Annotated in this window: 29 protein-coding genes and 1 pseudogene; 12 read left to right on the top strand and 18 right to left on the bottom strand. The window is 72.8% G+C overall.

Going from position 1 to position 26,965, the window contains the following annotated elements; genetic code table 11:
- The first annotated feature begins 199 nt into the window (after window positions 1–199).
- Genes ACH01S_RS27850 through ACH01S_RS27840 form a run of 3 tightly spaced genes read left to right on the top strand, consistent with a single transcriptional unit; the run spans window position 200 to window position 3,093 of the window.
- On the top strand, window positions 200–1,570 hold the full coding sequence (locus ACH01S_RS27850; RefSeq protein ID WP_246237232.1) for a threonine/serine exporter family protein: 1,371 nt from the start codon (window positions 200–202) through the stop codon (window positions 1,568–1,570).
- Window positions 1,571–1,623: 53 nt separating this feature from the next.
- Window positions 1,624–1,950 carry a DUF8820 family protein gene (locus tag ACH01S_RS27845; RefSeq protein WP_067897817.1) on the top strand — a complete coding sequence of 109 codons (327 nt, stop codon included), beginning with the start codon at window positions 1,624–1,626 and terminating at the stop codon, window positions 1,948–1,950.
- Between the two features lie 9 nt (window positions 1,951–1,959).
- Entirely contained in the window at window positions 1,960–3,093 is a 1,134-nt protein-coding gene (locus ACH01S_RS27840; RefSeq protein ID WP_067897815.1) for a DUF6745 domain-containing protein, read from the top strand.
- 126 nt (window positions 3,094–3,219) lie between these two features.
- Here ACH01S_RS27840 and ACH01S_RS27835 read toward each other — a convergent pair whose 3' ends face one another.
- From ACH01S_RS27835 to ACH01S_RS27795, 9 genes are all read right to left on the bottom strand, one after another.
- Window positions 3,220–3,606 carry an ATP-binding protein gene (locus ACH01S_RS27835; protein ID WP_067897812.1) on the bottom strand — a complete coding sequence of 129 codons (387 nt, stop codon included), beginning with the start codon at window positions 3,604–3,606 and terminating at the stop codon, window positions 3,220–3,222.
- A gap of 116 nt (window positions 3,607–3,722) precedes the next feature.
- Window positions 3,723–4,571, bottom strand: coding sequence for an STM4011 family radical SAM protein (locus tag ACH01S_RS27830; RefSeq protein WP_067897809.1), 849 nt, complete (start codon window positions 4,569–4,571; stop codon window positions 3,723–3,725).
- Entirely contained in the window at window positions 4,571–5,863 is a 1,293-nt protein-coding gene (locus ACH01S_RS27825) for an STM4012 family radical SAM protein (RefSeq protein WP_246237231.1), read from the bottom strand. Before ACH01S_RS27825 ends, ACH01S_RS27830 begins: the two co-directional genes overlap by 1 nt.
- Window positions 5,860–6,660, bottom strand: a complete 801-nt coding sequence (locus ACH01S_RS27820) for an STM4013/SEN3800 family hydrolase (protein ID WP_067897874.1) — start codon at window positions 6,658–6,660, stop codon at window positions 5,860–5,862. The genes ACH01S_RS27825 and ACH01S_RS27820 overlap by 4 nt, the downstream gene beginning before the upstream one ends.
- A 23-nt stretch (window positions 6,661–6,683) precedes the next feature.
- Window positions 6,684–7,757, bottom strand: a complete 1,074-nt coding sequence (locus ACH01S_RS27815) for an STM4014 family protein (RefSeq protein WP_067897807.1) — start codon at window positions 7,755–7,757, stop codon at window positions 6,684–6,686.
- 31 nt (window positions 7,758–7,788) lie between these two features.
- Complete coding sequence (locus tag ACH01S_RS27810) at window positions 7,789–8,748, bottom strand: STM4015 family protein (protein ID WP_067897804.1); 960 nt, start codon at window positions 8,746–8,748, stop codon at window positions 7,789–7,791.
- 70 nt (window positions 8,749–8,818) lie between these two features.
- On the bottom strand, window positions 8,819–9,634 hold the full coding sequence (locus tag ACH01S_RS27805; protein ID WP_067897801.1) for a MetQ/NlpA family ABC transporter substrate-binding protein: 816 nt from the start codon (window positions 9,632–9,634) through the stop codon (window positions 8,819–8,821).
- Window positions 9,635–9,654: 20 nt separating this feature from the next.
- Window positions 9,655–10,311 (bottom strand): methionine ABC transporter permease, encoded by a 657-nt coding sequence (locus ACH01S_RS27800; protein WP_067897798.1) that lies wholly within the window; start codon window positions 10,309–10,311, stop codon window positions 9,655–9,657.
- Window positions 10,308–11,381, bottom strand: coding sequence for a methionine ABC transporter ATP-binding protein (locus ACH01S_RS27795; protein ID WP_174564916.1), 1,074 nt, complete (start codon window positions 11,379–11,381; stop codon window positions 10,308–10,310). The genes ACH01S_RS27800 and ACH01S_RS27795 overlap by 4 nt, the downstream gene beginning before the upstream one ends.
- 232 nt (window positions 11,382–11,613) lie before the next feature.
- On the opposite strand from ACH01S_RS27795, the gene ACH01S_RS27790 reads away from it, so the two are divergent.
- Window positions 11,614–11,793 (top strand): hypothetical protein, encoded by a 180-nt coding sequence (locus ACH01S_RS27790; protein ID WP_067897792.1) that lies wholly within the window; start codon window positions 11,614–11,616, stop codon window positions 11,791–11,793.
- 466 nt (window positions 11,794–12,259) lie between these two features.
- Here ACH01S_RS27790 and ACH01S_RS27785 read toward each other — a convergent pair whose 3' ends face one another.
- The 3 genes from ACH01S_RS27785 to ACH01S_RS27775 are packed head-to-tail and all read right to left on the bottom strand — an operon-like array spanning window position 12,260 to window position 14,993.
- A complete protein-coding gene (locus ACH01S_RS27785; RefSeq protein WP_067897790.1) occupies window positions 12,260–13,096 on the bottom strand; it encodes a DUF4097 family beta strand repeat-containing protein in 837 nt (278 codons plus the stop codon).
- Window positions 13,093–13,740: a response regulator gene (locus ACH01S_RS27780; protein WP_067897787.1), complete on the bottom strand. Its 648-nt coding sequence runs from the start codon at window positions 13,738–13,740 to the stop codon at window positions 13,093–13,095. The genes ACH01S_RS27785 and ACH01S_RS27780 overlap by 4 nt, the downstream gene beginning before the upstream one ends.
- On the bottom strand, window positions 13,728–14,993 hold the full coding sequence (locus ACH01S_RS27775; RefSeq protein WP_067897783.1) for a sensor histidine kinase: 1,266 nt from the start codon (window positions 14,991–14,993) through the stop codon (window positions 13,728–13,730). The genes ACH01S_RS27780 and ACH01S_RS27775 overlap by 13 nt, the downstream gene beginning before the upstream one ends.
- Before the next feature lie 181 nt (window positions 14,994–15,174).
- Between ACH01S_RS27775 and ACH01S_RS27770 the strand changes: the two genes are divergently transcribed.
- The 5 genes from ACH01S_RS27770 (at window position 15,175) to ACH01S_RS27750 (ending at window position 18,634) form a co-directional block, all read left to right on the top strand.
- On the top strand, window positions 15,175–15,711 hold the full coding sequence (locus tag ACH01S_RS27770) for a hypothetical protein (protein WP_148344826.1): 537 nt from the start codon (window positions 15,175–15,177) through the stop codon (window positions 15,709–15,711).
- 126 nt (window positions 15,712–15,837) lie between these two features.
- Window positions 15,838–16,416, top strand: a complete 579-nt coding sequence (locus tag ACH01S_RS27765) for a hypothetical protein (RefSeq protein ID WP_083981211.1) — start codon at window positions 15,838–15,840, stop codon at window positions 16,414–16,416.
- A gap of 39 nt (window positions 16,417–16,455) precedes the next feature.
- Window positions 16,456–17,037: a TetR/AcrR family transcriptional regulator gene (locus ACH01S_RS27760; protein ID WP_067897780.1), complete on the top strand. Its 582-nt coding sequence runs from the start codon at window positions 16,456–16,458 to the stop codon at window positions 17,035–17,037.
- Between the two features lie 73 nt (window positions 17,038–17,110).
- Complete coding sequence (locus ACH01S_RS27755) at window positions 17,111–17,872, top strand: SDR family NAD(P)-dependent oxidoreductase (protein WP_067897777.1); 762 nt, start codon at window positions 17,111–17,113, stop codon at window positions 17,870–17,872.
- A gap of 60 nt (window positions 17,873–17,932) precedes the next feature.
- Entirely contained in the window at window positions 17,933–18,634 is a 702-nt protein-coding gene (locus ACH01S_RS27750) for a class I SAM-dependent methyltransferase (protein WP_067897774.1), read from the top strand.
- 13 nt (window positions 18,635–18,647) lie between these two features.
- Here the strand turns inward: ACH01S_RS27750 and ACH01S_RS27745 are convergent, their stop codons facing one another.
- The gene (locus ACH01S_RS27745; RefSeq protein ID WP_218010422.1) at window positions 18,648–19,811 is read right to left on the bottom strand and encodes a lactate 2-monooxygenase; all 1,164 of its coding nucleotides are present in this window, start codon (window positions 19,809–19,811) and stop codon (window positions 18,648–18,650) included.
- 149 nt (window positions 19,812–19,960) lie between these two features.
- On the opposite strand from ACH01S_RS27745, the gene ACH01S_RS27740 reads away from it, so the two are divergent.
- The gene (locus ACH01S_RS27740) at window positions 19,961–22,447 is read left to right on the top strand and encodes a DNA gyrase/topoisomerase IV subunit A (protein ID WP_083981210.1); all 2,487 of its coding nucleotides are present in this window, start codon (window positions 19,961–19,963) and stop codon (window positions 22,445–22,447) included.
- A gap of 38 nt (window positions 22,448–22,485) precedes the next feature.
- On the opposite strand, the gene ACH01S_RS27735 is transcribed toward ACH01S_RS27740, so the two are convergent.
- On the bottom strand, window positions 22,486–23,418 hold the full coding sequence (locus ACH01S_RS27735; protein WP_067897766.1) for a DUF6463 family protein: 933 nt from the start codon (window positions 23,416–23,418) through the stop codon (window positions 22,486–22,488).
- Window positions 23,415–23,957, bottom strand: coding sequence for a TetR/AcrR family transcriptional regulator (locus ACH01S_RS27730; RefSeq protein ID WP_218010421.1), 543 nt, complete (start codon window positions 23,955–23,957; stop codon window positions 23,415–23,417). Before ACH01S_RS27730 ends, ACH01S_RS27735 begins: the two co-directional genes overlap by 4 nt.
- Window positions 23,958–24,069: 112 nt before the next feature.
- On the opposite strand from ACH01S_RS27730, the pseudogene ACH01S_RS46205 reads away from it, so the two are divergent.
- Window positions 24,070–24,249: pseudogene (locus ACH01S_RS46205) on the top strand (thioredoxin family protein); the annotation flags it as partial.
- Between the two features lie 55 nt (window positions 24,250–24,304).
- Entirely contained in the window at window positions 24,305–24,634 is a 330-nt protein-coding gene (locus ACH01S_RS46200) for a thioredoxin domain-containing protein (protein ID WP_246237230.1), read from the top strand.
- Window positions 24,635–24,690: 56 nt separating this feature from the next.
- On the opposite strand, the gene ACH01S_RS27720 is transcribed toward ACH01S_RS46200, so the two are convergent.
- The 3 genes from ACH01S_RS27720 to ACH01S_RS27710 all read right to left on the bottom strand — a co-directional run bounded on the left by ACH01S_RS27720 (window position 24,691) and on the right by ACH01S_RS27710 (window position 26,960).
- Window positions 24,691–25,071 carry a hypothetical protein gene (locus tag ACH01S_RS27720; protein WP_148344825.1) on the bottom strand — a complete coding sequence of 127 codons (381 nt, stop codon included), beginning with the start codon at window positions 25,069–25,071 and terminating at the stop codon, window positions 24,691–24,693.
- Window positions 25,072–25,144: 73 nt separating this feature from the next.
- Window positions 25,145–25,804 carry a response regulator gene (locus tag ACH01S_RS27715; protein WP_067897758.1) on the bottom strand — a complete coding sequence of 220 codons (660 nt, stop codon included), beginning with the start codon at window positions 25,802–25,804 and terminating at the stop codon, window positions 25,145–25,147.
- Window positions 25,805–25,820: 16 nt separating this feature from the next.
- Window positions 25,821–26,960, bottom strand: a complete 1,140-nt coding sequence (locus ACH01S_RS27710; protein ID WP_083981208.1) for a sensor histidine kinase — start codon at window positions 26,958–26,960, stop codon at window positions 25,821–25,823.
- Between the last annotated feature and the right edge of the window lie 5 nt (window positions 26,961–26,965).

Here is a 26,965-nt window from a genome sequence, read left to right as displayed (position 1 = left end):
CCCGAACGCTTAGCCCTCAGGCCAGCGGGCATCCCCGCACGTGACGGGGCGACACCCGATCACTTGGACGCCGTTCCCCAGAGGTGACCGATTCTCTGCGGAGAGCCTGCCCGGCGAGGCCGCCGAGTCGCGGCGAGAGGCACGCGGGTAGCCTGCCATCAAGATCGGTCACGGGTGCGGAAGGAACTCGGGCGGCGTAATGAGCGCGGCTGAACGCTTGCGGCGGACGTGGCGGGTCCTCATGGACCACTCGCCCCCGGAGCCACCCGAAGAGGAGCCCAGCGAGGTCGTCGATCCGCGTGCGGTCGACCTCGTCCTGCGTGTCGGCGAGCTCCTGTTGGCCAGCGGCGAGACCACCGAACGGGTGAACGAGGCCATGCTCGGCCTGGCGGTCGCCTATGAACTGCCCCGGTGCGAGGTACAGGTCACGTTGACGAGCCTCCTGGTGTCGGCCCACCCGGGGAAGGGCGCGCCGCCCATGACGGGGACGCGGGCCATCCGCCGCCGTGTCCCGGCGTTCTGGCGGCTCACCGCGCTGCACCAACTCGTCCAGGACGCGTCCATCGGCATGCTCGAACTGGACGAGGCCCACCGGCGGCTCGCTGAGATCAAGCGGGCCCGTCCGCCATACCCGGCTTGGCTGCTGGTCGTGTCACTGGGTCTCATCGCCGCGTCGGGCAGTGTCCTGTCCGGTGGTGGACCGCTCGTGGCGACCACGGCGTTCATCGCCACCCTCCTCGGCGACCGCACCGCGGCCGCGCTGGCTCGGCGCGGCATAGCGGAGTTCTTCCAGTTGACCGTGGCGGCGGCCATAGGCGCGGGGGCCGCGGCGGTGGTCGTCGCCATGGGCAACCCGGGCCAGGCGGCCACCATCGTCACCGGTTCGATCCTCGCGCTGCTTCCGGGGCGGCCGCTCGTGGCCAGCATCCAGGACGGCATCACCGGAGACCTCGTCAGCGCGGGCGCGCGCGTCCTCGAGGTCTTCTTCATGATCGCGGCGATCGTCGCCGGGCTGGGCGCGGTCGTGTACCTCGCGGTCAACCTGGGCGTGGAGATCGACGTCCGGCACCTGCCCACCCCGGCGGCGGAGCTGCGGCCGGTCGCGGTCATCGCGGCGGCGGGGATCTCGCTGACCTTCGCGGTGTCCCTCGCCGTGCCGCGGGACGTGCTGCTGTCGGCGGCGCTGGGCGGGGCCCTCATCTGGGCGCTGTACGTGATAGCGCGTGGATGGCACGTTCCACCCGTCCTGGCGGCGGGGATGGCCGCCACCGTCGTCGGCATCCTGGCGAACTGGCAGGCACGCAGGAGCGGCCAACCCGTCATGCCCTACGTCGTCCCGTCCATCGGGCCGCTCCTGCCCGGGACGGCCCTCTACCGGGGCATGGTCGAGCTCAACACGGGCTCCCCCGAGTCCGGCGTGCTGAGCCTCATCGGGGCCGTGTCAGTGGCCCTCGCGCTGGCCGCGGGCGTCAACCTCGGCGGCGAGCTCGTGCGCGCGTTCCAGCACGTCGGGCTGAGCGCGTCCGGCCGCTGGGCCCGTCCCGCCGCCCGCAGGACGCGCGGGTTCTAGCGCCGCGACCAGCGCGAACGTGTTCTGTCGGTGGGGGGCGCTACGTTCGCGGCATGTACCGACAGGGAGACATCCTGATCTTGCCCGTGCCGGCGGAGGCGGTCCCGGCGGGCGTCCGCGACCTGCCGCCCGCGCCGCGCGACGGGCGGGGCCGCATGGTCCTCGCGCTCGGCGAGGCCACCGGGCACGCGCACGCGCTGACCGCGCCCGGGACGCTGCTGCGCTCGCCCGACCCGCTCGCTCCGGACCACCTGCACCTGCCGTCCGGCGGGCGGCTCGTCCACGAGGAGCACGCGGCGATCACCCTGCCGAGGGGCTGGTACCGGGTGATCCGCCAGCGCGAGTACGTGCCCGGCGCCGTCCGCGTCGTGGCCGACTAGGGGGACGGGATGCTCACCGCGACGGCACGCGAACCGCACTACGTGGTCGGCGACTGGCAGTCGGCCGCCTATGACACCCGTCCCGCCGACCGTGCCCGGGCCGAGGCCGGTGTCGCCGCCGCCTACACCGCCGCCGGGCTGGACGCCCCCAAGCGCTGCGTGTGGGTGCCCTCCCCGGCGCGGGGCGCCGTGGTGGCGGCGGTCCTGGCCGGGCACGGCGACGCGCTGCGGGCGGCCGGTCTCGGCGACCTGGTCGACCAGGCCCGCGCCGACCTCGGCGCGGGCGCGGCGGGCAAGAGCGTCCTCTCGGACGTGCGGACCCGTCCCTGGGAGGCGGAACGCGCGGCGGCCTGCTCCGAACAGGGGCCGGAGCAGTGGCCGCGCACCTGGGCCGAGACCGGCGGGATGCTCTGGAACCAGGTGCAGGCGCTGGTCACGCGCGTGCGCGCCGCCGTGGGCGAGCACGCGCGGCGCGCCGACCCGCCCGGCCCGCGGGAGGACGAGGCCGTCGCGCTGCTGCGGGGCGCCACGCTCGACGCGGTCCTCGGCCAGCACGACGCGCCCTGGCTGGCCCTCTTCGAGACGCTCGGCCGCCTCGACGGCCCCCTCGCCGGGCTCGCCGAGGCGGCCCGGTCGGCGGGCTGGTGGTGGCCCTACGAAGACCTGGTGATCCTGTCGGAGCGACCCTGCGAACTGCACCGCGACGAGCCCGGACGCCTCCACCGCGGCGACGGCCCCGCCCTCGCCTACCCGGACGGTTTCGCCCTGCATGCCTGGCGCGGCATGCCGATCCCGCCCGACTTCGTCGAGTCGCTGACCGGTCTCACGCCCGACCGCATCTCGGCCGAGCAGAACGCCGAGCTGCGCCGCGTCATGCTGGAGATCTTCGGCTACGACCGCTACCTGGCCGAGACGGGCGCGCGTCCCGTGCACCGGGACGAGACGGGCGTGCTCTGGTCGATCGACCTCCCCGGCGACGAAGCGGTCGTGATGGTCGAGGTGGTGAACTCCACCCCCGAACCCGACGGCACTCACCGCACCTATTACCTGCGCGTCCCACCCGACACCCGCACCGCCCGCGCGGGCGTCGCCTGGACGTTCGGCATAGCCGAGGCCGACTACCACCCCGAAAAGCAAACCTGACCATCGCTGTGAACACGGACTCCGAAGGAGGTGAGGCCCACGACTCCCACGGACCGGGGGCCAGCCTGGCCACGCTGAGTTCACGCCGGTGAAGGGACGTGGAGCACGTGACGGCCATGGGCCTCGTTAGTTGGTGTGGGTCCGGGCCCAGGTGACCTTGCCCGCGCGGGTGGGGCGCCAGCCCCACGAGCGGGACAGGGCGCCGACCAGCATCAGGCCACGGCCGCTCTCGGCCTGGAGGTCCACCGCGGGCTCGGCGGGGACCTCCGGGTTGTCGTCCCAGACCTCGACCATCGCGGTCGTGTCGTCGGGCAGGGACAGGACGACCGTGATCGCGTTCGCGTACCGGATCGCGTTGGTGACGAGTTCGCTGGTGATGAGTTCGAGGTCGCCGTTGACGTCCTCCCGGTCCCAGCGCTCCATCACGGCGCGGACCGTGTCGCGCGCCGCGCGCACCGCCACCTCGGCGGGCGTGAGCGCGAGGACGAAATGGGGTTGGTCTAAATGGTCCACGTGTCCGCCTTGGTTCACCGGCCGATGCCAGGGTGCGCCGTACCCCGCAGTCCGGCATGGCATTCCGCCGCCTTGCCGGGATCGGCGCTACCTGCGCGGATCGGCCTGGACGAAGGTCACGGGAATAGCGTCGGAATGCGTTCGAGGACGCCTCCCGCGAACGTGTCGTAAAGGCCGAGCGGCTCCAGGTGGACATAACCGATGTGGCAGTCGCAGACATCGAGGGGGCACGGACGCGGAGCCAGCGCGTCGAGGAACGATCCGTCGTAGAGGTTTCCCAGCACTGCCGGGACGAAATGGCAGCGCCGGACGGTTCCCTCGCCGTCCACCGACACGACGGTGTCGCCCGTCCGGCACGGGAGGCCGCGGCTCGGGTGCGGGCGGCGGCTCACGGGGAACAGCGGGTCGATCGCGGTCCACTGGTCGGCCTCGGCGTCGTCGTAGGCGCGGCCCTCGGCGGCGTTGACCCACAGGTAGGTGCCGGAGGGCAGGTCGGCGCGGAGGCGGCGGGCGGCGTCGAGATGGTCGGGCTGCCCGACGATCCCGACGCTGAACCGCACGCCGCGTCCCGCCAGCTCCCGGCATTTGCCGAGGAACCGGTCGTAGGGCACTTGGCCGGGGTGGTAGGTCGCCCAGAGCGCGAGCCTGGTGAGGTCGGCCTCGGACGTCCACGAGACGCGGTGGCTGAGATTGGTCTGGATCGCGACGCGCTCGACATGGGGCAGGTGGCTCAGCTCGACCAGGGCGCGCCGGTACCAGGAGCGGACGAGCCCCTCCCCCCACGGCGTGAACAGGACGGAAATGCGAAAGCTCTGCCCCGAGACCCATTCCGTGAACCGTTCGAGGGCCGCGCGGTCGGCGCGGAGCTGCTCCGCCGAGTCGCGGCGCTTGGCGAACGGGCAATAGGGGCAGTCGTAGTCGCAACTGGCCAACGGGCCCCGGTAGAGGATCGTCAGGTGCTCCATTACCGCACCTTGTAGGACTTCATCCGCGCCCGGACGTTCGGTGAGAACAACGCGGGGCCGATCGCGTCGGAGTAGGCGAGCCCTTCGGCGGTGAGGCGCAAAGCGTCCCCGGACTTCTCCAGCCATCCCCGTTCGTCGAATGAGCCGAGTTCCACGGAAAAGTGGTCGTGGGGATCGGCGTCGAAGCGCGATCGGTAGAGGCCGAGGTCGAGCCCGCTCACCTGCAACAGCGACTGGACGAGATGGCGGCGGCGCCGTTCGTCGTCGTCCAGTTCGAAACCGACATGGGCGAACCCGAAGTCCTTCTCTGCCACGTATTCGTCGATGATGGAACGCACCAGCCTTGTCTCGACCGCGTACTCGAACGAGTAGTGCAGGCGGGACGTGTACGAGCGGGCTCCGCAGCCGAGGCCGACCATTCCGTCCGTCTGGCAGCAGTATTCCGTCCCGTTGGCGGTGGCTCCGGGGAGGCGGAACATCCGCATCGACACCTGCTCGTAGCCTTCGGCCAGGAGGTGGTCGCGGCCGATCCGGTAGAGGGTGAGGCGCTGGTCGTCCCATTCTCGGGTGCGGTGTTCAAGCCCTGTCTTGGGCCGAACGTAGAGGGGATACAGGTAGATCTCCTCCGGACGCCAGGCGAGGGCGGCGTCCAGGGAATGCGTCCATGTCACGGGCGTCTGGCCGTCGATGCCGTAAATGAGGTCGATGTTGAGGATCGGGAAGCTGGCCGCGCGAATCCGGTCGAGAGCGGCTTCGACTTCCGCGCGTTTCTGAGGACGGACGGCCGCCCGCGCCTCCTCGTCCAGGAAGGACTGGACGCCGATGGAGACGCGGCTCGTCCCGCGTTCGGCGAGCACGGTCAGCCGGTCGGTGGTGGCGGTGGCCGGTGACGTCTCCACGCCCAGCGGAATGGCGCCGAATCCCGGGAAGCGGCCAGCGATGTCGCAGAGCCGTTCCAATTCGCGCGCGGTGAGAAAGGTCGGAGTGCCGCCGCCGAATGCCGCCGTCTCGAACGACGCGTCGCGACCCGTCGCGCCCAGGGCGTCCAGGACGGCGGTGGCCTGCCGGTCGAGCGCGTCCAGATAGGCACTGGTCAACTCTTCGGGCGCGCCCGTGCGGGTGAACAGATTGCAGAAGCCGCACCGCATTTCGCAGAAGGGCACGTGGAGGTAGAGGAAGAGGGTGTCGAGCGGCTCGTCCGCCCACACGTCGCGCAGCGGACGCAACGGCTCCAGCGGACGGTAGGCGGTCTTGTGCGGATAGGCGTACACATACGCCTCGTAGGGATTCACGGCAGAACGAACTCCCCGTATGGAACTGTCCAGATGACCTCGTGGCCGAAACGGTGGCCGGTGTGGCCGCCCTCGCCGTACGCCGTTCCGTGGTCGGAGCAGACGATGACGAAGCAGGGGCGGCGCATCAGCGCGAACAGCCGCCCGATGTGTGCGTCGACATGGCGGAGCGCGGCGGCGTGGCTGGCCCGCGTGTCCTCCTTCGAACCCGAAGCGTCGTCCAGGTAGAACCAGTTCGGCTGGTGCAGGGACGCGACGTTCAGCAGCAGGAAAAGACGGCGTTCGGCGGGCAGCCTCGCCACGATTTCGGCGACGCGGTCGATCTGGTTGGGCAGCGAATCCGGGTCGGTCACGCCGAATTCGCGTTCCCAATGGCTCTCGGCGAACAGCGAGGGAAGGGCGCTTCCCAGCGGCGTCGCCTTGTTGAAGAACCCGACGCCGCCGACGCAGGCGGTGTGGTATCCGGCAGCGGCCAGCCCGGACGGCAGGTCGGCCGCGTCGAACGTCCACGTGCCGGACGCGGTCGTCTCGCTGCCCGGGAACGTTCCGGCGAAGAGCCGCGGGTGCGGCCCGGGAGACGCGGGCGTCGGCAGGAATCCGGCCAGCATCGCGGCATGGGCGGCGTAGGTGAAACTGCCCGGCGTGTGGCGGCGTTCCCAGCGCCCGCCCGGGAGAAGCCCGGTCAGAGTCGGGGTCTGACCCGACTCCGCCAATTCCTCGGCCACGTCGTACCGGAGCGTGTCGAGCGTTATCAGCAGCAGATCGTGCGTGCCGACGATGCGGTTCATGTCATGCATGCGGTTCATGTCGTGCATTCGGTTCACGCCGTACACGCGGAGGGCAAGGCGGCTCGGACCTGGGCGGCGTAGGTGTCCAGCCCTTGGGCCGGGCCACCCGGGAAGCCGGTCAGCCCTGGAAGGAGGTCGCCGAACGCGTTGACCTCACCGACCTCCATGTGGCGCATGCCCTGGCCGATGAGCAGGTCGACGCCGACCATCAGGCTGCCGGGGAAACAGGCCGCTGCCCGCGCGCACACGTCCATGGCCCGTCGCCACCCAGCCTCGCCCAACGCGCCTCGCACGGCGGACAGGTCTCCCCTGGCTCCACCCAGGTGAAGGTTCGTCATCGGATGGCGGCTGGTGCGGACGACCGCGTGCGTGGGTTCGCCGCCGATGACGACCACGCGGAGGTCGAACACGCGTCCGCCCACCGTGGCCTTGGGCAACCACCGCTCGACGTGCAGGCCGTCCGGGGCGAGCGCGTCGATGAGGGCGGCGACCTCCTCCTCGGCCTGGTAGGTGCGGACGCGCAGCGAGTTGACCCACAGGTCGCCCGCCATCAGGGCGGACGTGACCGCCCGGACGCGTCCCGGCGCGGTCTGCACGGCGACGACCCCCGAGGCCGACGAGCCGTGCGCGGGTTTGACGAACACGCGCCGCAGCCCCGCCTCGGCCATCCGCGCGCGGAGCGCCGCGTACCCGTCCACCCGCGGCAGCGCGGGCGGGACCGGCACCCCGGCGGCCCGCAGCCGCGCGTGCGACGACCGCTTGTCGAACATGGTCCCGATCTCGTCGACGTCGCCGAGCAGGCGGGCCCCGGACGCCGACGCCGCCGCGGACAGCCTCCGCAGCGCGGCCGTGAACGTCCGGTGCCAGCGCGCCCCGCCGCCCACCCGGGCGGGCGGCCCCGGGCCGCGCAGCAGCGCGTCGGCCTCGGCGTCCTCGCCCGGGGAGTCGACGCGGAGCAGATCGCCCGGCGCCAGGACGATCTCGGCGCCGCGCAGCACGTCCGTCCAGGGAACGAGCCGCGGCTCGGGCAGCCCGGCGGCCCGGCACGCCGCCGCGAACAGCGCGGGACGCCGGTCGCCGGGCGTGCCGACGACGGCGAACGTCATCCCGCGCCCACGGGAGGACGGCGCGCGGCGGTCATTCGGACACCGCGATGTACTGCCATTCGCCGTCCGGCTTCTCCTGGTCGTCGAGGTCGACGTCGACGCCGGGCAGCGCGGCCCGCACCCGCTCCACCATCGCGTCCGAAAGGAAGTGGTGGTGCAGGTCGAGCTTGCGCAGATGGGTGAGCGGCTGGCCGGACAGCAGCGCCTCGGCGCCCTGGTCGGTGAGGATGCCCATCGCGAGGCTCAGCGACTCCAGCCGGGCGACGACCGGCGCGCCCGCGACGGCGGCGGCGATCTCGTCCTGGACCTCGCTGTCCTCCAGGCCGAGGTGGCGCAGGGCGGGGAAGCGCTCGCCGCCGAGGAACGGCGCGAGGTCGGCGACGGTCGCGTCGCCGCCGTAGTTCTCCTCGCCGAGCCACAGGTCGAGGTGCTCCAGGTTCGGCAGGTCGCTCGCGCCCACCGCGCGGACGACCGTGGCCGGGAGACCGCCCGACTCGAACCGCAGCGTCGTCAGCTTCTCGCTCCGGATCGGGTCGAGCGACAGGCCCTGCGAGCCGCGGACGTCGAACCGCTCCAGGCCGGGGAACGCGGTGAACAGCGGCGAGATGTCGGAGTGCTCGATCCAGGAGATCTCCGACTCCTCGCCGGTGATGTCGCCGAGGAAGAGCGACCGCAGCTTCGGGAAGGACGCGGCGGCGTCCGCCAGCAGCGCCACCGGGTCGGCGACGTTGTCGTCGTAGGACGCGCCCCAGTAGCCGATGACGAGCGCGGTGACCTCGGTGGTGTCGACCGTGGCGAGGAAGCGCTGGAAGACGTCGGCGAAGGGCTCGTCGTCGAAGAACGTCCCGACGTGCCAGGCGGCCTCGGCGGCGGGCGGGAGGCCGTCGGCCTTCGCGGAGCCGGAGCCGGATTCGTCGTCCGACCCCGGCTCCGCGTTGAATACGGCCACCGGCAGCCCGGCGTACTCCTCAAGATGCTGATAAACGCCCATGGGTCCCCTTCATGCGATCGTGGATCCATGTCCTATCAGGAGCGGAGGACAGAACGCCGCGCTTTCCGGATCAAGAGGCGATCAGCACCGACCCCTTGTACTTGTCCTCGACGAACTTCTTGACCTCGGGGCCCTGCAGCAGCTTGACGAGCTTCTTCACGCGCTCGTCGTCCTTGTTCTCCGGCAGGGTGACGACGCCGTTCGCGTACGGGTTGCCCTCGGGCTTCTCCGCGGCGAGCGCGTCCTTGTTCGGCGCGAGGCCCGCCTCGATCGCGTAGTTGCCGTTGATGACCGAGAGGTCGACGTCCTCCAGGGAGCGGGGCAGCTGCGCGGCCTTCAGCGGCTTGAACTTCAGGCCCTTGGGGTTGCTCGTGATGTCGCGCTCGGTCGCGCTGGCGGGCGCGTCCGGCTTCAGGGTGAGCAGCCCGTTCGCGGCGAGGAGCTTCAGCGAGCGGCCCTCGTTCGCCGGGTCGTTCGGGACGGCGACCGTCGCGCCCTTCGGGACGTCCCGCAGGCTCTTCAGCTTCTTCGAGTAGACGCCGAGCGGCTCCAGGTGGACGGGCGCGACGAACGCCAGCTTCTTCCCGGACTTCTTCTCGAACTCCTCCATGAACGGGACGTGCTGGAAGTAGTTGGCCGTGACCTGCTTCTCCGTCAGCGCGGTGTTCGGCTGCTGGTAGTCGCTGAACGTCACGATCTCGATCTTGAGGCCCTCCTTGGCGGCCAGATTGTCCTTGACGTAGGACAGGATGTCGCCGTGCGGGACGGGGTTGACCGCGACCTTCAGCGGCGCGTCCGGATCGTCCGACGCCGCCGAGGAGCCGCAGGCGGTCAGCCCCGCGAGGAGACCGACGGAGGCCAGCGCGACTGTGATCTTGCGAAGCACGACAGGTGCCCTTCTCTTGGTTAGCGGTGGGTCAGCCGGCGGGACACGAGATCCCCCGCCGCCTGGATGACCAGGACGATGACGATGAGCAGCGCGACGGTGGCGACCATGACCTTGGTCTCGAAGCGCTCGTAGCCGTAGACGACGGCGAGGTTGCCGAGCCCGCCGCCGCCGACCGTGCCGGCCATGGCGGTGTAGCCGATCAGCGCGATCACGGTGACGGTCAGCCCGGACACGAGGCCGGGGCGCGCCTCGCGCAGCATGACCTTGCCGACGATCTCGCGGCGGGTGGCGCCCATCGCGTCCGCGGCGGCGATCACGCCGGGGTCGACCTCGCGCAGCGCGATCTCGACGAGCCGCGCGTAGAACGGGATGGCGCCGACGGTCAGCGGGACGATCGCGGCCGCGTTCCCGATGCTGGTGCCGACGATCGTCCGGGTGAACGGGATGATCGCCACCATCAGGATCAGGAACGGCAGCGACCGCCCGATGTTGACGATCACGCCGAGCGCCCGGTTGACCGGGGGCGCGGGCAGCAGCCCGCCGCGCTCGGTGATCACGAGCAGCACGCCGAGCAGCAGCCCGAGGACGGCGGTGAACAGCGTCGCGACGCCCGTCATGGAGAGGGTGTCGACCGTGGCGGGCCACAGCAGCGGCATGACCTCGTCCCAGCTCATCGGACGTCCTCCTCGGGGGCGCGGAGTTCCACGGGGGCGCGGAGTTCCTCAGGGGTGTGGGGTTCCAGGGGGCTGCGGAGTTCGTCGGGGGTGCGGAGTTCCACGGAGAGCCCGGCCTCGCGGAGGAAGGCGAGCTGGGCGGCGTTCAGGGACGGGTCGCCGGGCAGTTCGAGCCGGAGCCGTCCGACGCGCTCGCCGCCGACCGTCTCGACGGCGCCGCCGAGGATGTTGACGTCCACCGAGTACTTACGGGCGAGCGCCGACACGAACGGCTCGTCGGTGGCGCCGCCGGTGAAGGTGACCTCGACCAGGGTCGTGCCGGGACGCGGCTCGGCGGGCGGCAGCGGGAACAGGCCGCGCGCGAGCTCCGATCCCGGACGGGCGAGCAGGTCGGTCACCCGTCCCGACTCGGTGATCCGGCCGTCGCGCATGACGGCGGCCGAGTCGCAGATGCTCTTGACCACGCCCATCTCGTGCGTGATCAGCAGGATCGTGAGGCCGAGCCGCCGGTTGAGGTCGCGGAGCAGCGCGAGGATGGACGCGGTCGTCTCCGGGTCGAGCGCGGACGTCGCCTCGTCCGACAGGAGCACCTTCGGACGTCCGGCTAGCGCGCGGGCGATGCCGACGCGCTGCTTCTGCCCGCCGGAGATCCGCGCCGGGTACGCCTTCGCGTGCTCGGTGAGCCCGACCAGGTCCAGCAGTTCGGCGACCCGGCGGGCGCGCTCGGCGCGCGGCACGCCCATGACCTCCAGCGGGAACGCGACGTTCCCGGCGACCGTCCGGCTGCCGAGCAGGCCGAAGTGCTGGTGGATCATGCCGATGCCCTGGCGGGCCCGGCGCAGCCGCCCGCCGCGCAGGGCGAGCAGGTCCCGGCCGTCCACGACGACGCGCCCGGAGTCCGGACGCTCCAGCAGGTTGACGCAGCGCAGCAGGGTGCTCTTCCCGGCGCCGCTGCGACCGAGCACACCGAAGACCTCACCCTCGGCGACGGTCAGGTCGACGCCGTCGACGGCGGTCACCTCGCGGCCACGGCCGCGATGGACCTTTCTGAGTTTTTCGATCTGAATCACAGGAAACCAGTCCATGGGGAGTCGCCGGACGAGCGGCGACGGCGGGCAAGAGCGGACGGAACACACGCCGGACGCGAACGACCACGAACACCGGCCACCTCACGACCCGCGACGCGCCACCGGAAGGCGACGGCCGCGACCGCGAACCGCGACGCTCCGGCTCCGCGATTCGCGACGTGATCTCGCGGCGTGCCGCGGACGCACCGGCGACGCGACCGGGAGCGCGACCGTGATGGCCGCGAACCGCGAGCGCTACGCCGGGCCGCGCCCCGAGGCGAACCGCGAACGCGACGCCGGACCGCGACACCGCGACGCGCACCGCGAACGCGACGCGAACCGCGAACGCGACGCGGACCGCGGCGCCGGGATGCGCACTGTGAACGTGGTGCGAACCGTGAACGCCGCGATGTAGGCCGCGAATCCGACCCGGGCCGCGATCAGTGCTAGCCGGAACGCATTTCGGAGCGCGCAACGCGACGCGATTCGCGCAACGAACGTGAATTGCGAATGCAATTCGGATCGCGGTGTGACGCGGAGTGCGAAGGCGGTTGGCTCAGCCGGGTTTGGGCCTGGTCAGGAGAGGCCGGGCGGGTAGGGGGCGTGGGCCAGGAGGTGACGTTCGAAGTTCATGACGGCTCGTGTGTCGGGGACTCGCTCGCTTCGGGGCGCGAGGCTCAGGCGGCAGGCAGGGGCCCTCAGCGGTCACACATTCGACGACAGCGCGCACGTCGAGCGGACCGCGCGGCCGACATGGCCGGCGGGCGGTGCTCGGAGAACGGGCGCACGAAAGTCACGTCAGCAGTAAACCCTCTCGACACAAATGACGCAAACCTCGGCGGTGTTGCCTCCGCCACAGACACGACCGGGAGAAGGCGCCACTAGTCGTCGCGGTAGTCGACGTAACTCGAACCCGAATTGCTGTAGACGGAGATCCGCCGCGGCGAGGCGTCGTCCACCACCGCCGGGTTGAGGTGGGCGGAGCCGGAGCCCGTCCACCCGAGGACCTGGTACTGCGACCCGGGCGGGACGATGACCTTCACCGCCCCCGAGCGGACGGTGGCCGTCACCAGGTCGGGCGGCTCGGCGAAGCGCAGGTCGAGCGCCCCGGACGACGCCTCCGCCACCACCTTGCGGGACGCGAGCCCGGTCGCCCTGACCTCACCGGACCGGGCCTGGAGGCGGAGCCGTCCGCGCACGTCCGCGACCTCGACCTCCCCCGAGCCGGTGCGCAGGTCGAGGTCCCCGGCCAGCCCGCGCACCACGACGCGGCCGGAGCCCGTCACGGCCGACACCCGCACCCCCGGCGGGACCCGGACATCGACGTCCGCCCCGCACTCGCGGCCGATGACCGGGCCGGGACGGTCGCAGCGGAAGGTGACGAACAGCACGTCCTCCACCAGCGACTCGGTGACGTCCGGCTTGTGGAGGCCCCAGGTCAGCCGCTTGTAGACGCGGGCCTCGCCCTCGGGTCCCGGCCCGACGGAGACCTCGGCGTCGTCCATGTCGAGCCGCAGCTCCTTGATCGCGACGTGGTAGGGCGTGACCGACTCCGACGTCCGCCGGACGAGCCGTCCGAACGCGTACAGGCCCGCCGGGACGACCACGGCCAGCGCGGTCACGACGGCGAGGACGATCCACACGCCGCGCCGCCGCGCCGCCGCCTCCGGCTCCGGCCCAGGCGGCGGGGGCGGAGGGGGCTTCGTGCCGTCGGTCATGCTTCGCCGTCCAGGAAGCGAAGCACGGCGAGGACCCGCCGATGGTCCCCCTCGGCATGCGGCAGGTCGAGCTTGGCGAAGATGCCGTTGATGTGCTTCGCGACCGCGCTCTCGCTGACGACCAGCGCGGCGGCGATCCCGGCGTTGGAGCGTCCCTCCGCCATCAGCGCGAGGACCTCCCGCTCGCGCGGGGTGAGCCGGTCGAGCGGGTCGCGGTGGCGGCGGAGCAGGAGTTGCGCGACGACCTCCGGGTCCAGCGCGGTGCCGCCGGAGGCGACGCGGCGCAGCGCGTCCAGGAAGACCGAGACGTCGGCGACCCGGTCCTTGAGCAGGTAGCCGATGCCGCTGGTGCTGGTGGAGAGCAGGTCCGCCGCGTACCGCTCCTCGACGTACTGGGACAGCAGCAGCACCGCCACCTCGGGCGACTCGCGCCGCATGACGAGCGCCGCGCGGACGCCCTCGTCGGTGAAGCCGGGCGGCATCCGGACGTCCACGATCGCCGCGTCCGGACGGTGCTCGCGCACGGCCGCGAGCAGCCCCTCGGCCTCCCCGACCGCCGCCGCGACCTCGAACCCCGAGGTCTCCAGCAGTTTGATCAGCCCGGCCCGGAGCAGCACCGAGTCCTCGGCGATCACAACGCGCACGGCAACTCCACGGTCACGGTCGTCGGGCCCCCGGCGGGGCTGGCGATACGGAACGTACCGTCCACGGATCGCACACGCCGTGCGAGGCCGGTGAGGCCCGTCCCGGCGGACGGGTCGGCGCCGCCCAAGCCGTCGTCGCAGACCCGCACCCGCAGCGTGTCGCCTCGGCGGAGCACGGCGACGTCCACCTCGCTCGCCCGCGCGTGCTTGACCACGTTGGTGAGCGCCTCCGACACGACGAAGTACGCGACCGCCTCCACCGTGGACGACGCGCGCGGCTCCGCCTCGACCCTGAGCCGGACAGGCAGCGGAACCCGCGCGGCGATGCCGGACAGGGCCGCGTCCAGGCCGCGGTCCTCAAGGACGGCCGGGTGCAGCCCGCGAATGAGCGTCCGCAGCTCGCTGAGCGCCTCCTTCGCCTCCTCGTGCGCCTCGACGATCACCCGCATGGCGTCGTCGGGCACGCCGGTGAGTGTCTCGCGGGCCAGCCCGAGGTTCAGCGCGAGGGCGACGAGCCGCTGCTGCGCCCCGTCGTGCAAGTCGCGTTCGATGCGGCGGCGCTCGATGTCGGCGGCGTCGACGACGCTGGCGCGCATCTCGGCGAGGTCGTCGACGCGCCGCTGCAGCTCCTTCGCGCGGTCCGGGCCGAGCAGGGACGCGACGGCGCGGGCGTCCACCCGGCGGACGGCCGCCGCCGCCCACGGCGCCGCGCCGAGCAGAAGCACGCCGATCGCGGTGAGCAGGACGACGCGCGGCGGGTGCCCGGCCAGGTCGGGGCCGCCGGGCGGCAGCGCCCACGCGTACCCGCCGGAGACGGCGAGGGCGGCCCCGCCCGCCCAGGCGGCGATGACGGCGAGTCCGCCGACCGCGAGGAACGGCCCGACGACCAGGTGGTACTGCAGGACGCGCCACAGCTCGGGCGAGCGCAGGTCGCGCAGGGCGTCCCACGCGCGGCCGTCCTCGAAGCCCGGCATGCGCGGGACGCGCAGGCCGAGCAGCGCCCAGCAGCGCTCCCGCTGCCAGGACGTCAGCGGCCGGAGCGCCAGCAGCAGGAGCATCACCGACGCCCCGGTCAGGACGAGGATCGGCAGGACCTTGACCGGCGTCCAGACCGTCCAGAGGGCCCCGACGATCAGCCATCCGGCGGACTGGAGCGGCACCCCGGAGGCGACGAACGCGGTGTCCCGCCACGCCGCGGGCGACCACGGTGCGTGTGCGCGCGCACGCCGCGTCGCCGCGGTGATGGATGCCATGGCGCAACGGTAGGGGCGCGGCCCGCGAGCCCGCCATGGCGAAGGCACCAGGGCGGAGGGTGAACCTAGTGCCACCCCAAGTCGGATAGCCGCGCTACCGACCGTGACCCGCCGGGAGGCGAGGCTTGGACTCGCATCGATCGACGTCTCGCATCGAGCACCGTTCCCAGGGGGTCTCGCCATGGTCGCCGGTACCGCGCCGCCGCTCACGTCCCGTCCGCCGCGCCCCGTCCGCGCGACACGTCCGGCGCGCCCAGCGCGGCGGGCGCGCGGACGGCGGGCGCGCGGACGGCGGCTGGGCTGGGCCTTCGTCGGGGGCGCGGCGGCCATGGCCCCCTGGATCTGGGGGCTCGCGCGGACGATGCCGTCGACGGCCGTCGTCCAGAACTGGTCGACGGCGTGGGTGGGGCTCGACCTGATGGAGGCGGCGGCGCTGCTCGGCACGGGCGTGCTGCTCCTGCGCCACGACGACCGGTACCGCACGGCCGCAGCCGTCGCCGCGACCCTGCTGGTCACCGACGCCTGGTTCGATGTGACGACCGCCACGCCCGGCGCCCACCGCGCGCTGTCGGTCGCGCTCGCCGCCGGGGCCGAACTGCCGATCGCGATCTTGTGTGCGGCCCTCTCCGTGCGGGCGTTCACGCCCGGTGGGGCGGCGGACGGCGCGCCGGTGAAGGACGGGTGGCGAGCCGCCGACGAAAGAGCACCCGACGGGTGAAACCAGACAAGCCGGACCTCTAGAGTGTGTCCGACGCCGGGCCCTTCCGCGGGAGGGCCCTTCGCCTTCCCACCCCAGGTCGGTCCACGGCGTCCACCCCGCCCGCACGATCCAGAGGTCCCCGACATGAACCACCACGAGGTGCGCGAGGAGTGCCTGCGTCTCCTCAGGGACGGCCTGCCCGACCCGGCGCCCGCCGCCTTCGAGGACGGCCGGGACTTCCTTCCGCTCGGGCTCGACAAGGACGGCGACGTCGCCGTCGTCACGATCCTCCACCAGTGGGGCGACCCCGCGTCCGGGCCGGGCGCGTTCATCGAGGGCTTCACCTTCCACCGCCGCGACGGCGAGTGGATGGAGCTCGGCGGCGGGGGCGGCTCGGCCCCGGACGACGCGCTCGCGCGCCGCTCGTCCGGCGAGATGGGACGGCACCTGCTGAAGTACGGGTCAGGCCGGACGGTCCGCAACGCCGGGCGCCTGCTGCCGTGGGGCGCGAAGTGGGTGAACGAGGCGCGGCTGCGCGCGTCGGCCGAGGTCGCCCGGGTCCGGGTCGGCGCGCGGCTGCTGGACGTCCCCGCGCACGGCCACGTCGCGGTCGTGTGGGGCGCGCGGCAGGGCCCGCTCGTCGAGGCGCTCGCCGCCGACGGCTCGGTGCTGGACACGCTGGACCTCGGACGCTCGGCCGTCCCGGCGCGCTCGTCCGGCTGATATTTGACCGATCGTTCTTGATATGCGATCGTCCTGCCCATGGCACGGACGAAGGAGTTCGACCCGGACGCGGCGCTCCACCGCGCCCTGGAGCTGTTCTGGGAACGCGGGTACGAGGCGACGTCCATGGCCGACCTCGTCGAGCGCCTCGGGGTCGCCCGCGCCAGCATCTACGCGACGTTCGGCGGCAAGCACGAGCTGTATCTGAAGGCGCTGGAGCGCTACCTGGAGACGACCGACCCGGCGATCGCGGAGGCGCTGGCGCGGCCGGGGCCCGTCCTGCCCGCGATCAGGCGGCTGATCGAGCGGTACGGCGAGGAGTCGGCCCGCGACCGGCCGCGGTACGGCTGCTTCGTGGTCAACTCGGCGGTGGAGCTCGCCGCCCGCGACCCGGAGGCCGCGCGCCTCGTCGAGGCGAGCTGGAACTTCCTTGAGGCGTCCCTCACCTCGGCGCTGACGCGCGCCCGGGCCCAGGGCGAGCTGCCGCCGGACCGCGACCCGCGCGCGCTGGCCCGGTTCCTGGTCGTCTTCTTCCAGGGCGTCCGCGTGCTGGGGCGCGTCCCCGCCGACGACGGCCGCCTCCGAGACGCGACGCGCCAGGCGGCCGCCCTCTTCGACTGACCCCTCCCCCGTCCGGGGCGAGGGCCTTTTCCTGCCCTTATTCAAGAACGATCGATCTAGTTGAGGAGCCACCATGACGACCTTCGACGGCCGCGTCGCCCTGATCACCGGCGGCGCGGGCGGCATCGGCCGCGCCATCGCGCACGCGCTCGCCCGCGCGGGCGCCACGGTCGTCCTCGCCGGACGCGACGAGGACGCGCTCGCCACAGCGGCCAAGGAGGTCGGCGCCGCCGGAACCGGCGGCGCCGACCACGTCGTCGCCGACGTGACCGACCCGGCCGCCGCCGCCCGCATGGTCGCGGCCGTCGCCGCCCGGCACGGCGGCCTGCACATCGCGGTCAACAACGCAGGCGTGCTCGGCGCGGCCGGGCCCGTCGCCGACATCGACGAGGCGGCCTGGGACGCCGTCCTCGCCGTCAACCTGACCGGCGTGTTCCTGTCGATGAAGCACGAGATCGCCCACATGCGCGGGCACGGCGGCGGGACGATCGTGAACGTCTCGTCCAACATCGGCGCGCACGGGCGGCGCCCGGGGCTCGCCGCCTACGCCGCGTCCAAGGCGGCGGTCAGCGTCCTCACCCGGACGGCCGCGCTCGACCACATCACCGACGGCGTCCGGATCAACGCGGTCAGCCCCGGCCCGACCGACACGCCGATGTCGCTGCTGCCCGGCGAGACCCCGGCGGAGCGGGCGGAGCGGATGCGGGCGGCCGCCCCGTCCGGCCGGGTGTCGGACACCGCCGAGGTCGCCGAGGCGGTCCTGTGGCTCGCCTCGGACGCGTCCCGCAACGTCGTCGGGCACGACCTGGTCATCGACGGCGGCGTGACCGCCTGACAAGGCACCGCCCCCGCCCCGGCGGCTTTTCGCGGCGGTCGTGCCGGGCAGACTCAGGGCATGGCCCGCACACCCGAGCACGACTCCGACACCGAGTCCTTCCGCCTCGCCGCCAGGGTCACCCGGAAGTACCTGATCGGAGCGCGGAGCCTGCACGACCACATCGCCGCGAAGCTGCTGAACGACGGGCCGTCCCGGGTGCTCGACATCGGCTGCGGGGAGGGCGCGCTCAGCGACGCCCTCCCCGACCCGCCGCCGTTCCGGCTCGTGGGGCTTGACGCCTCCGCCGTCCTGCTGCGCGCCCACCGGCCGCCGCGCGTCCGGGCCGACGCGCTGCGGCTGCCGTTCCGCGACGGGACGTTCGGCGCCGCCGTCGCCGTGAACCTGCTCCACCACCTGGACGATCCCGGCCGCGCCCTGCGGGAGGCGCGCCGCGTCCTCGCGCCGGGCGGCGTCCTGCTCGTCACCGCCGTCTGCCGGACCGACAGCCCGGAGCTCGCGCCGGTGTGGCGGCCCGAGCCGTCCGGGTTCGACGCCGAGGAGGCCCCGGCCCGCGTCTGCGAGGTGTTCGGCGAGGTCGAGGTGGAGCGCTGGGACGCGCCGCTGATCACGCTGCCCGACCACGGCGCCGTCCGCGACTACCTGGTCGCCCGGCGCGTCCCCCGGGCGGAGGCAGCGGAGGCGGCGCGGCGGCTGCGCACCCCGCTGCCGGTCACCAAGCGCGGCAGCCTGGTCGTCGCCCGCCGCGCCGTCGACCGCTGAGACCCGAACCGGGTCACGCGCGCACGAGGAGTTCCGGCGTCAGCTCGTCCGGACGCGCGATGCCGGAGAGCGCCAGCGTCAGTTCCAGCTCGGCCTGGAGGCAGCGCAGGACGTGCTGCACGCCCGCCTGCCCCGCGAGCGCCAGCCCGTAGGCGTACGGACGCGCGACCAGCACGGCGTCCGCGCCGAGCGCGAGGGCCTTCGCGACGTCCGCTCCCGTGCGGACCCCGCTGTCGAAGAGGACCGCCGCCTGGTCGCGGACGGCGTCGACCACGCCGGGCAGGGCGTCCAGGGACGCGACGGCGCCGTCCACCTGGCGTCCGCCGTGGTTGGAGACGATCACGCCGTCCATGCCCGCGTCGACGGCCTGGCGGGCGTCGTCCGGATGCTGGACGCCCTTCAGCGCGATGGGGCCGTCCCAGTGCTCGCGCAGGAAGAGGAGATCGTCCCACGTCAGGCTCGGGTTCCCGAACGTGGCGACCCAGTGCAGGATCGCCTGGTCCCGGTTGGCGTCGGTGATCGGCCCGCCGACCATCGCCTGGAACACCGGGTCGCTGAAGTAGTTCGCGACGCCGATGCCGCGCAGGAACGGCAGGTACGCCCGGTCGAGGTCGCGCGGGCGCCACGCCAGCGTGAACGTGTCGAGCGTGACGACGAGGGCCGTGTACCCGGCCGCCCTGGCCCGTTCCAGGAGGCTCACGGCCAGGTCCTGGTTCTTCGGCCAGTACAGCTGGAACCAGCGCGGCCCGTCGCCGTTCGCCTGGGCCACGTCCTCGATGCTGTACGAGGACGCCGTGCTCAGCACCACCGGCACGCCCTCCTCGGCCGCCGCCCGCGCGACGGCCAGTTCCCCGTCGTGGTGGACGATCGACAACACGCCGATGGGCCCGAGCACCACCGGCGACGGCATCCGCGTGCCCAGCACCTCGACGGACAGGTCGCGGTCGGAGACGTCCCTCAGCATCCGCGGCACGATCCGCCACCGGTCGAACGCGGCCCGGTTGGCCCGCGCCGTCGCCTCGCTGCCCGCCGATCCCGCGACGTACCCGAACGCCCGCGCCGACAGCGCCCGCTCGGCGAGGCCCTCCAGCTTCGTCAGGTCCGTCGGAAGCGGCGGGACGACGTCGCCGAGCCCCTGCAGATAGATCGAGTTCTGGAAGTCGGCCAGCGCGCTCAAGGGAACCTCCGCCTGCGGGAACGAAACACCGTCCTGCCTCATTGAACACTTCCGCGAAGGCGACGGAACGACACCGAATTCTCGGAGGCGGGCGGCCGAACCGGTGGGGCGGGCCGAAGATGTCCGTGGGACCGGCCACAATGTGGGGCATGGCACGACGCGGATCCCAGGCCCCTCCCCCGCCGGACTTCGAGGAGAACATCGTCGACGTCGACGTCTCCGAGGAGATGCGCGGCAGCTACCTCGAATACGCCTACTCGGTGATCTACCAGCGGGCCCTCCCCAACGCCCGCGACGGGCTGAAGCCCGTCCAGCGGCGGATCCTCTACTCGATGAACGAGATGGGGCTGCGCCCCGACCGCGGGCACGTCAAGTGCGCCCGCGTGGTCGGCGAGGTGATGGGCAAGCTGCACCCGCACGGCGACAGCGCCATCTACGACGCGCTGGTCCGGATGGCGCAGCCGTGGGCGATGCGGATGCCGCTCGTCGACGGGCACGGCAACTTCGGCTCGCTCGGCGGCGACGACCTGCCCGCCGCCATGCGGTACACCGAGGCCCGGATGACCCGCGCCGCGATGCTCATGGTCGAGTCCATCGACGAGGACACCGTCGACTTCCGGCCGAACTACGACGGCCAGGAGACCGAGCCCGAGGTGCTCCCCGCCGCGTTCCCGAACCTGCTGGTCAACGGCGCGTCCGGGATCGCGGTCGGGATGGCGACGAACATGGCGCCGCACAACCTCGGCGAGGTCGTCGCCGCGGCCCGGCACCTCATCGACCACCCGGACGCCACGCTCGACGACCTGATGCGCTTCGTCCCCGGCCCCGACCTCCCCACCGGCGGCAAGATCGTCGGGCTGGACGGCATCCGCGACGCCTACGCGTCCGGACGCGGCACCTTCCGCACCCGCGCCACCACGTCCATCGAGAACGTCACGCCGCGCCGCAAGGGCATCATCGTCAGCGAACTGCCCTACGCGGTCGGCCCGGAGCGCGTCAAGGGCAAGATCAAGGAACTGGTCAACGCCAAGAAGATCCAGGGCATCGCCGACCTGAAGGACCTCACCGACCGCACCGTCGGCCTCCGCCTCGTCATCGAGATCAAGAACGGTTTCAACCCGGAGGCCGTGCTCGCCGACCTCTACCGGCTGACGCCGATGGAGGAGACGTTCGGCATCAACAACGTCGCGCTCGTCGACGGCCAGCCCCGCACGCTCGGGCTGCGCGAGATGCTCCAGGTCTACGTCGACCACCGCATCGAGGTCGTCCGGCGCCGCTCGATGTTCCGCCGCAAGAAGCGCGAGGACCGCCTCCACCTCGTGGACGGCCTGCTCGTCGCCCTGCTGAACATCGACGAGGTCATCCAGGTCATCCGGCAGAGCGACGACGCCGCGCAGGCCAAGGCGCGGCTGATGGAGATCTTCGACCTCTCCGACATCCAGGCCCAGTACATCCTCGACACGCCGCTGCGCCGCCTCACCCGCTACGACCGGCTCGAACTGGAGAAGGAGAAGGAGCAGCTCGCCAAGGAGATCGCGAAGCTGACCGCGATCCTGGAGTCCGAGCGCAAGCTCCGCGGCGTCGTGTCCAAGGAACTGGGCGACGTCGCCAAGGAGTTCGCCACCCCGCGCCGGACGATCCTGCTCGAATCGTCCGGGCACACGGCGGCCGAGGCCGTCCCGCTGGAGGTGGCCGACGACCCCTGCACCGTCCTGCTCTCCTCGACCGGGCTCCTCGCCCGCACGCACGGCGCGGGCCCGCTGCCCGACAGCGGCCCCCGCTCCGCGCACGACGTGCTGACCTCGGTCGTGCCCGCGACGGCGCGCGGCCAGGTCGGCGCCGTCACCTCGCTCGGCCGGATGATCCGCGTCGACGTCCTCGACCTGCCGACGCTGCCGCCGTCGGCGACGCCGCCGTCCCTCGCGGGCGGCGCCCCGGTCACCGAGTACGTCGACCTGGAGCCGGACGAGACGATCGTGGGCCTCGCCGCCGTGGGCGAGGAGGGCGGCGGGCTCGCCCTCGGCACCGCGCAGGGCGTGGTCAAACGGGTCGTCCCCGACTTCCCGGCCAACCGCGACGAGTTCGAGGTGATCGGCCTCAAGGAGGGCGACCGGGTGGTCGGCGCCGTCCAGTTGCTCTCCGAGGAGCAGCACCTCGTGTTCATCACCACCGACGCGCAACTGCTGCACTTCGCGGCGTCGCTCGTCCGTCCGCAGGGGCGGGCGGCCGGGGGGATGGCGGGCATCAAGCTCGGCGCGGGCGCGCGCGTCCTGTGGTTCGGGGCGATCGACCCGGCCCGGGAGGCGCGGGTGATCACGATCTCCGGTTCGTCGTCGGCGCTGCCCGGCACCCAGACCGGCGCGATCAAGCTCGCCGACTTCGCCGACTTCCCGTCCAAGGGGCGCGCGACGGGCGGGGTCCGCGCGCACCGCTTCCTCAAGGGCGAGGACGTCCTCCTCCAGGCGTGGGCGGCCCCCACGCCGCTGCGCGCGGCGGCGGCCGGCGGGCGGCCCGCGATGCTGAACGTCACGCTGGGCCGCCGGGACGGCTCGGGCGAACCGCTCGACAGCCCGCTGACCGCCATCAGCGGCCCCCTCGGCCCGCCGCCCCCGGACGAGCCCGAACCCGCGGAGTAACACGGAAAGTCCCGGCGCCCCGCGGCGCCGGGACTTTCTCACTGTGACGGAGCGGGCTCTCCATGCTCCAAGGCTCCGGACGATTCGCCCGCGGAATGGTCACGGCGCGAGGCCCACAGGGCCAGCCCGCCCAAGGGAAGAAGCGCCCAAGCACCGGACGCGGGTTCCAACACGCAGATCGGAACGGCGGCGGACAGCAGGATCCAACCGGTCTCGGGCGGCAGCGCGCCGGTGGCGATCACGGACCGGCGCATGAGGACCGCGAGCCCGCCGAGGGCGATTCCGCCGAGCATGAACCACAGGCCCGCCCTTCGGGCGTCGTCGTCGCCCGAGACCGTGTTCCACAGCCCCTCCGACACGATGCCGCGCCACCGCGCCCGGTCGTCGACCAGCCCGATCGCGACGTGCCCCGCGGCGATCGCGAGCAGCAGCCGCGGAACCCACCGATCGACTCCGCCTGCCCGCGCGGCGGACGGACCGCGCGCCCCCGACCGGGCCATCCCCGCGACGATCAGATGGTGGAACGGGCGGATGACGGCGAAATAGACCGGCCCCGTCCAGCGGTGGTATTTGACGATGGTCGCCATTTCGAACCGGGCACGCCCGTCCGCCGCCGGTTCCCTGGCCATCGCCAACCAGCACGACAGATGGTTGTCGCTCGCTTCGAGGACGACGAACCGGTCTTCGGACGCGTCCCTGACCGTGAAGAACGCGACGCGGTCACCGGGCGCGAACGACAGTTCCTCCGGACGCCGAACCGCGCGGATCGGGATATCGGGTTCACGCAAGCGCAGAACCCTGCCCAGCACTCCCCTGGCGCGGAAGAGCCCGCGCATCCAGGCCGGGTTCCGCCCCATCGCCCCGGCGACGAACTCCCGCAGGCTCGCCCCCGACTCGGCTTCGCGCACGTCCACGTGGTCGGCGTCCGCCAGCAGCCCCCGCAGTTCGGGGACGCGGTCGATGATCCTCACGATGCGGCCTCCTCGGCGTCCAAGAGTGGGAAGAGCAGTTCGTACAGGCCGCGCATCTCCTCGCCGCCCAGCGGGGGCGTCACATGCGCCCCGCCGATCAACACGAGATAGATGAGCGTGGCCATGCGATCCGGGGCGGCGTGCCCGATCCCCGCGCACAGGTCCCGCAGGTACGCGATCCGGGTGGCGTCCACCCGCTCCTGCATGGCCGCCGCCTCCGGGTCCTGTTTCGCCCAGGCCCGCACGGCGACGCCGAGCTCGGCTCCGGTGTCGCCGACGGCCTCGGCCGCGAGCCGCCCCAGCCGCGCCCGCGGCGAGAGGTCGCCGGCGCCCTCCACCCGCTCGATGATCGCCGTGGTGTGCCGCTCCTCGTAGTGCGCGAGCAGCCTCGTCCGGAACTTCGGCATCGACCCGAAGTGATGGTAGAAGGCCCCCTTGGACATCCCCATCCGCTCGCACATCCGGTCCAGGGTCACCGCGGGCGCCCCCTGCTCCGCCAGCAGTGCGAGCCCCTCGTCCAGCCAGTCCTCGCCGCTCACCCACACCTCCATACCAAACCTTTTGGTATGGAGGCTAGCAACCGGTGGCCCGGGCGCCGGAAGCGGGTCGGGTCTCCGGGTCGGCGCGCCGCCGGTGGGTGATGATGGGGGCATGGCGATCGCATCGTTCATGGTGCCGCTCGGGTCACCGCTCCCGGCGTTCAGGCTCCCGTCCGTCGAGGGCGGGACCGTGTCGGACGAGGACTTCCCGCAGGCGGCCGCCCTGCTGGTCATCTTCATGTGCAACCACTGCCCGTACGTGCGGCGGGTCGAGGCGGGGATCGGCGCCCTCGCCGCGGAGTACGCCGCGAAGGGCCTCGCCACCGTCGCCGTGTGCAGCAACGACGGTGAACTACCCCGACGACGGCCCCGAGCACCTGCGCGAGCAGGCCGAGCGCGCCGGGTTCGGCTTCCCGTACCTGGTGGACGAGTCGCAGGAGGCCGCGAAGGCGTTCAAGGCCGCCTGCACCCCCGACTTCTTCCTCTACGACCGGGACCGGCGCCTCGCCTACCGGGGCGAGTTCGACGGCGCGCGGCCGAGCAACGACGTCCCGGCGGACGGGACATCGCTCAGGGCCGCGCTCGACCTCGTCCTGGCCGGGGAGGACGTCCCCGAGCCGCACACGCCGAGCCTCGGCTGCGGCATCAAGTGGAAACCCGGAAACGACCCGGTGTAATTACGCCGCCCGAACCACACCAGGGGAACCACAGCGGCGGAACCACACCGGCCGAATTACGCCGGGGTCGTCTCGCCGGTGCGCGGGCGCGGGAACGTTCCGATCTCCGTCCGGCCGGAGCGCAGCCCGCGCTCGGCGCAGGCCGCGAGCGCCTCCAGCAGGTCGGCCGGGCTCCCCGACGCGTCGTCGTAATGCCAGAAGCGGATGATCCGCTCCCCCTCCGGGCCCGGGTCGAACCGGCCGCCGCGGAAGCAGCCCGCGACGATCAGCCGGATGATGACGCGCTCGGCGTCGTCCAGCTGCGCCGCATAGGCCGCCGCGTCGATCAGGCCGATCGCGGCGCGGGCGTCGCGGTCGTCGCGGTGGGAGTCGGGACGGTTGATCCGCCACTGCGCGTACGGGCGCAGGTAGTCCGCGATCATGCAGGTTCTGAGCACGGTCCCATGCTGGGCGCGCCCGCCCGGGCGGGGCCGGGCTTTGACCGAGGTCTTGCCGCCCGCTGACCGATGATCATCCGGCGAGGCCGTGTTTGAACGCGTAGGTGACGGCCTGCGCCCGGTCGCGGAGGTTCGCCTTGGCGAACAGGTTGTTGATGTGCGTCTTCACCGTCGCCTCGGAGATGAACAGGTCACCGGCGATCTCGGCGTTGGAGCGCCCCCGGGCGATCAGTGCGAGCACCTCGGCCTCGCGGCGGGTGAGCCCGTCCGGCAGCCCGCCCGCGGCCGGACGGCGCGGCCGCTCCTCGGTCGCGACCGCCTCGACCAGCCGCCGCTGGACGGCCGGGTCGAGCTGCGCCGCTCCGCCGCGCACGGCGGCGACGGCGCGGGCGATCTCGTCGGCGCCCGCGTCCTTGGTGAGGTAGCCGCGGGCCCCGGCGCGCAGCGCGGCGAAGATCGACTCGTCGTCGGCGTAGGTGGTGAGGACGACGACCTCCACGTCCGGGTGGTCCCGCTTGATCCGGCGGGTGGCCTCCACGCCGTCCACCCGGGGCATCCGCAGGTCCATCAGGACGACGTCGGGCCGCAGCTCGGCGACCATCGCGACGGCCTGCTCGCCGTCCCCGCACGACCCGGCGACGTCCAGGCCGGGCAGCAGTTCCAGCAGGAGGACCAGGCCCTCGCGCACCACGGTCTGGTCGTCGACGACCAGGATTCTCGTCTTCTCGCTCACCGCGTCCAGTCTCCCGTCACACCGGCACCTTGAGGGACACCCGGAAGCCCTTGCCCTCGGGGCCCGTGATCAGCGTCCCGTCGATCAGCTCGGCGCGCTCGCGCATGCCCACCAGGCCGTAGCCGCCGCCGTCCAGCTCGATGACGGACTCCGTGGCGCCGCTGTCCGTCACTTCGAGTTCGACCCTGTCGCTGAAGTAGCGCAGGACGACATGTGCGCGCGCGCCCGGAGCGTGTTTCCGGACGTTCGTCAGCGCCTCCTGCGCGGTCCGCACGACCGTGAGCCCGGCCTGCGCCGGCAGCTCGCGCGGGACGCCCGTCACCCGCACGTCGCAGGGGCGGCCCGTGCTCGCGTAGAACTCTTCCGCCAGTTCGGCGATAGCGTCCTTGGGCTCCGGTATCTCGCCCCGCAGGGTGGCCAGCGCGCGCTTGGTCTCCTCCAGGCCGGAGCGGGCGAGGTTGCGGGCGCGCTCGACCCGGTCCAGGGCCTGGACGCGGTCGCCGTCCCGGGCCAGCAGCAGCCGCGCCCCCTCCAGGTGGACGATCTGCGCCGACAGCGAGTGCGCGAGGATGTCGTGGATCTCCCGGGCGATGTGCGACCGCTCGGCGAGCACGGCGTTGGCGGCCTCCGCGCGCCTGGTCGCCTCCTGCGCGGCGACGCCCTGCCTGCTCGCCACCGCGCCCATGGTCACGCCGACGAACGCGACCATCAGCCCGTAGTCGGCGCCGCGGTCGCGGAACACCTCGCCGAGGACGCCGAGCACCACGATGGTCAGGGCGCTCGTCGCGACGCCCCACGGCAGCGGAAGCCGGGTGAACAGCGCCCAGAGCGCGATCATCGGGACGATGAAGGAGCCGCCGAACTCGGGGTCGAGCCCGTAGAACGCCAGCGAGGTCGCGAGGGCGGCGCCGAGCAGGACGATCGACGCCGTGCGCCACCGCCCGTCCCTGCGGTGGTTCGCGCGGGCGCCGGCCGCCAGCAGGGCGATCATGACGAGGTTGATGGCGAGGACGGCGAGGCCGGACCCGTGCAGCGCGGGCGGCTGGTCGGAGCGGAGCAGCCCGCGCAGGTACGCGACCGCGCCCCAGGTGATCAGGATCACCACGAGGACCCGCGAGACGATCCGCTCCTTGGACCTCGGGATGCCGCAGTTCACGGTAT

The organism is Actinomadura chibensis NBRC 106107, assembly GCF_001552135.1.
Classification (GTDB): Bacteria; Actinomycetota; Actinomycetes; order Streptosporangiales; family Streptosporangiaceae; genus Spirillospora; species Spirillospora chibensis.
This window is presented reverse-complemented; position numbering and strand designations above follow the sequence as displayed.

Coding starts and splice junctions, on each gene's coding strand:
- ACH01S_RS27850 (WP_246237232.1), top strand. CDS start 200: ATGAGCGCGGCTGAACGCTTGCGGCGGACGTGGCGGGTCCTCATGGAC.
- ACH01S_RS27815 (WP_067897807.1), bottom strand. CDS start 7,757: ATGACGTTCGCCGTCGTCGGCACGCCCGGCGACCGGCGTCCCGCGCTG.
- ACH01S_RS27755 (WP_067897777.1), top strand. CDS start 17,111: ATGACGACCTTCGACGGCCGCGTCGCCCTGATCACCGGCGGCGCGGGC.
- ACH01S_RS27790 (WP_067897792.1), top strand. CDS start 11,614: ATGGCCGCGAACCGCGAGCGCTACGCCGGGCCGCGCCCCGAGGCGAAC.
- ACH01S_RS27770 (WP_148344826.1), top strand. CDS start 15,175: ATGGTCGCCGGTACCGCGCCGCCGCTCACGTCCCGTCCGCCGCGCCCC.
- ACH01S_RS27830 (WP_067897809.1), bottom strand. CDS start 4,571: ATGGAGCACCTGACGATCCTCTACCGGGGCCCGTTGGCCAGTTGCGAC.
- ACH01S_RS27845 (WP_067897817.1), top strand. CDS start 1,624: ATGTACCGACAGGGAGACATCCTGATCTTGCCCGTGCCGGCGGAGGCG.
- ACH01S_RS27785 (WP_067897790.1), bottom strand. CDS start 13,096: ATGACCGACGGCACGAAGCCCCCTCCGCCCCCGCCGCCTGGGCCGGAG.
- ACH01S_RS27820 (WP_067897874.1), bottom strand. CDS start 6,660: ATGCATGACATGAACCGCATCGTCGGCACGCACGATCTGCTGCTGATA.
- ACH01S_RS27840 (WP_067897815.1), top strand. CDS start 1,960: ATGCTCACCGCGACGGCACGCGAACCGCACTACGTGGTCGGCGACTGG.
- ACH01S_RS27810 (WP_067897804.1), bottom strand. CDS start 8,748: ATGGGCGTTTATCAGCATCTTGAGGAGTACGCCGGGCTGCCGGTGGCC.
- ACH01S_RS27765 (WP_083981211.1), top strand. CDS start 15,838: ATGAACCACCACGAGGTGCGCGAGGAGTGCCTGCGTCTCCTCAGGGAC.
- ACH01S_RS27775 (WP_067897783.1), bottom strand. CDS start 14,993: ATGGCATCCATCACCGCGGCGACGCGGCGTGCGCGCGCACACGCACCG.
- ACH01S_RS27740 (WP_083981210.1), top strand. CDS start 19,961: ATGGCACGACGCGGATCCCAGGCCCCTCCCCCGCCGGACTTCGAGGAG.
- ACH01S_RS27750 (WP_067897774.1), top strand. CDS start 17,933: ATGGCCCGCACACCCGAGCACGACTCCGACACCGAGTCCTTCCGCCTC.
- ACH01S_RS27760 (WP_067897780.1), top strand. CDS start 16,456: ATGGCACGGACGAAGGAGTTCGACCCGGACGCGGCGCTCCACCGCGCC.
- ACH01S_RS27800 (WP_067897798.1), bottom strand. CDS start 10,311: ATGAGCTGGGACGAGGTCATGCCGCTGCTGTGGCCCGCCACGGTCGAC.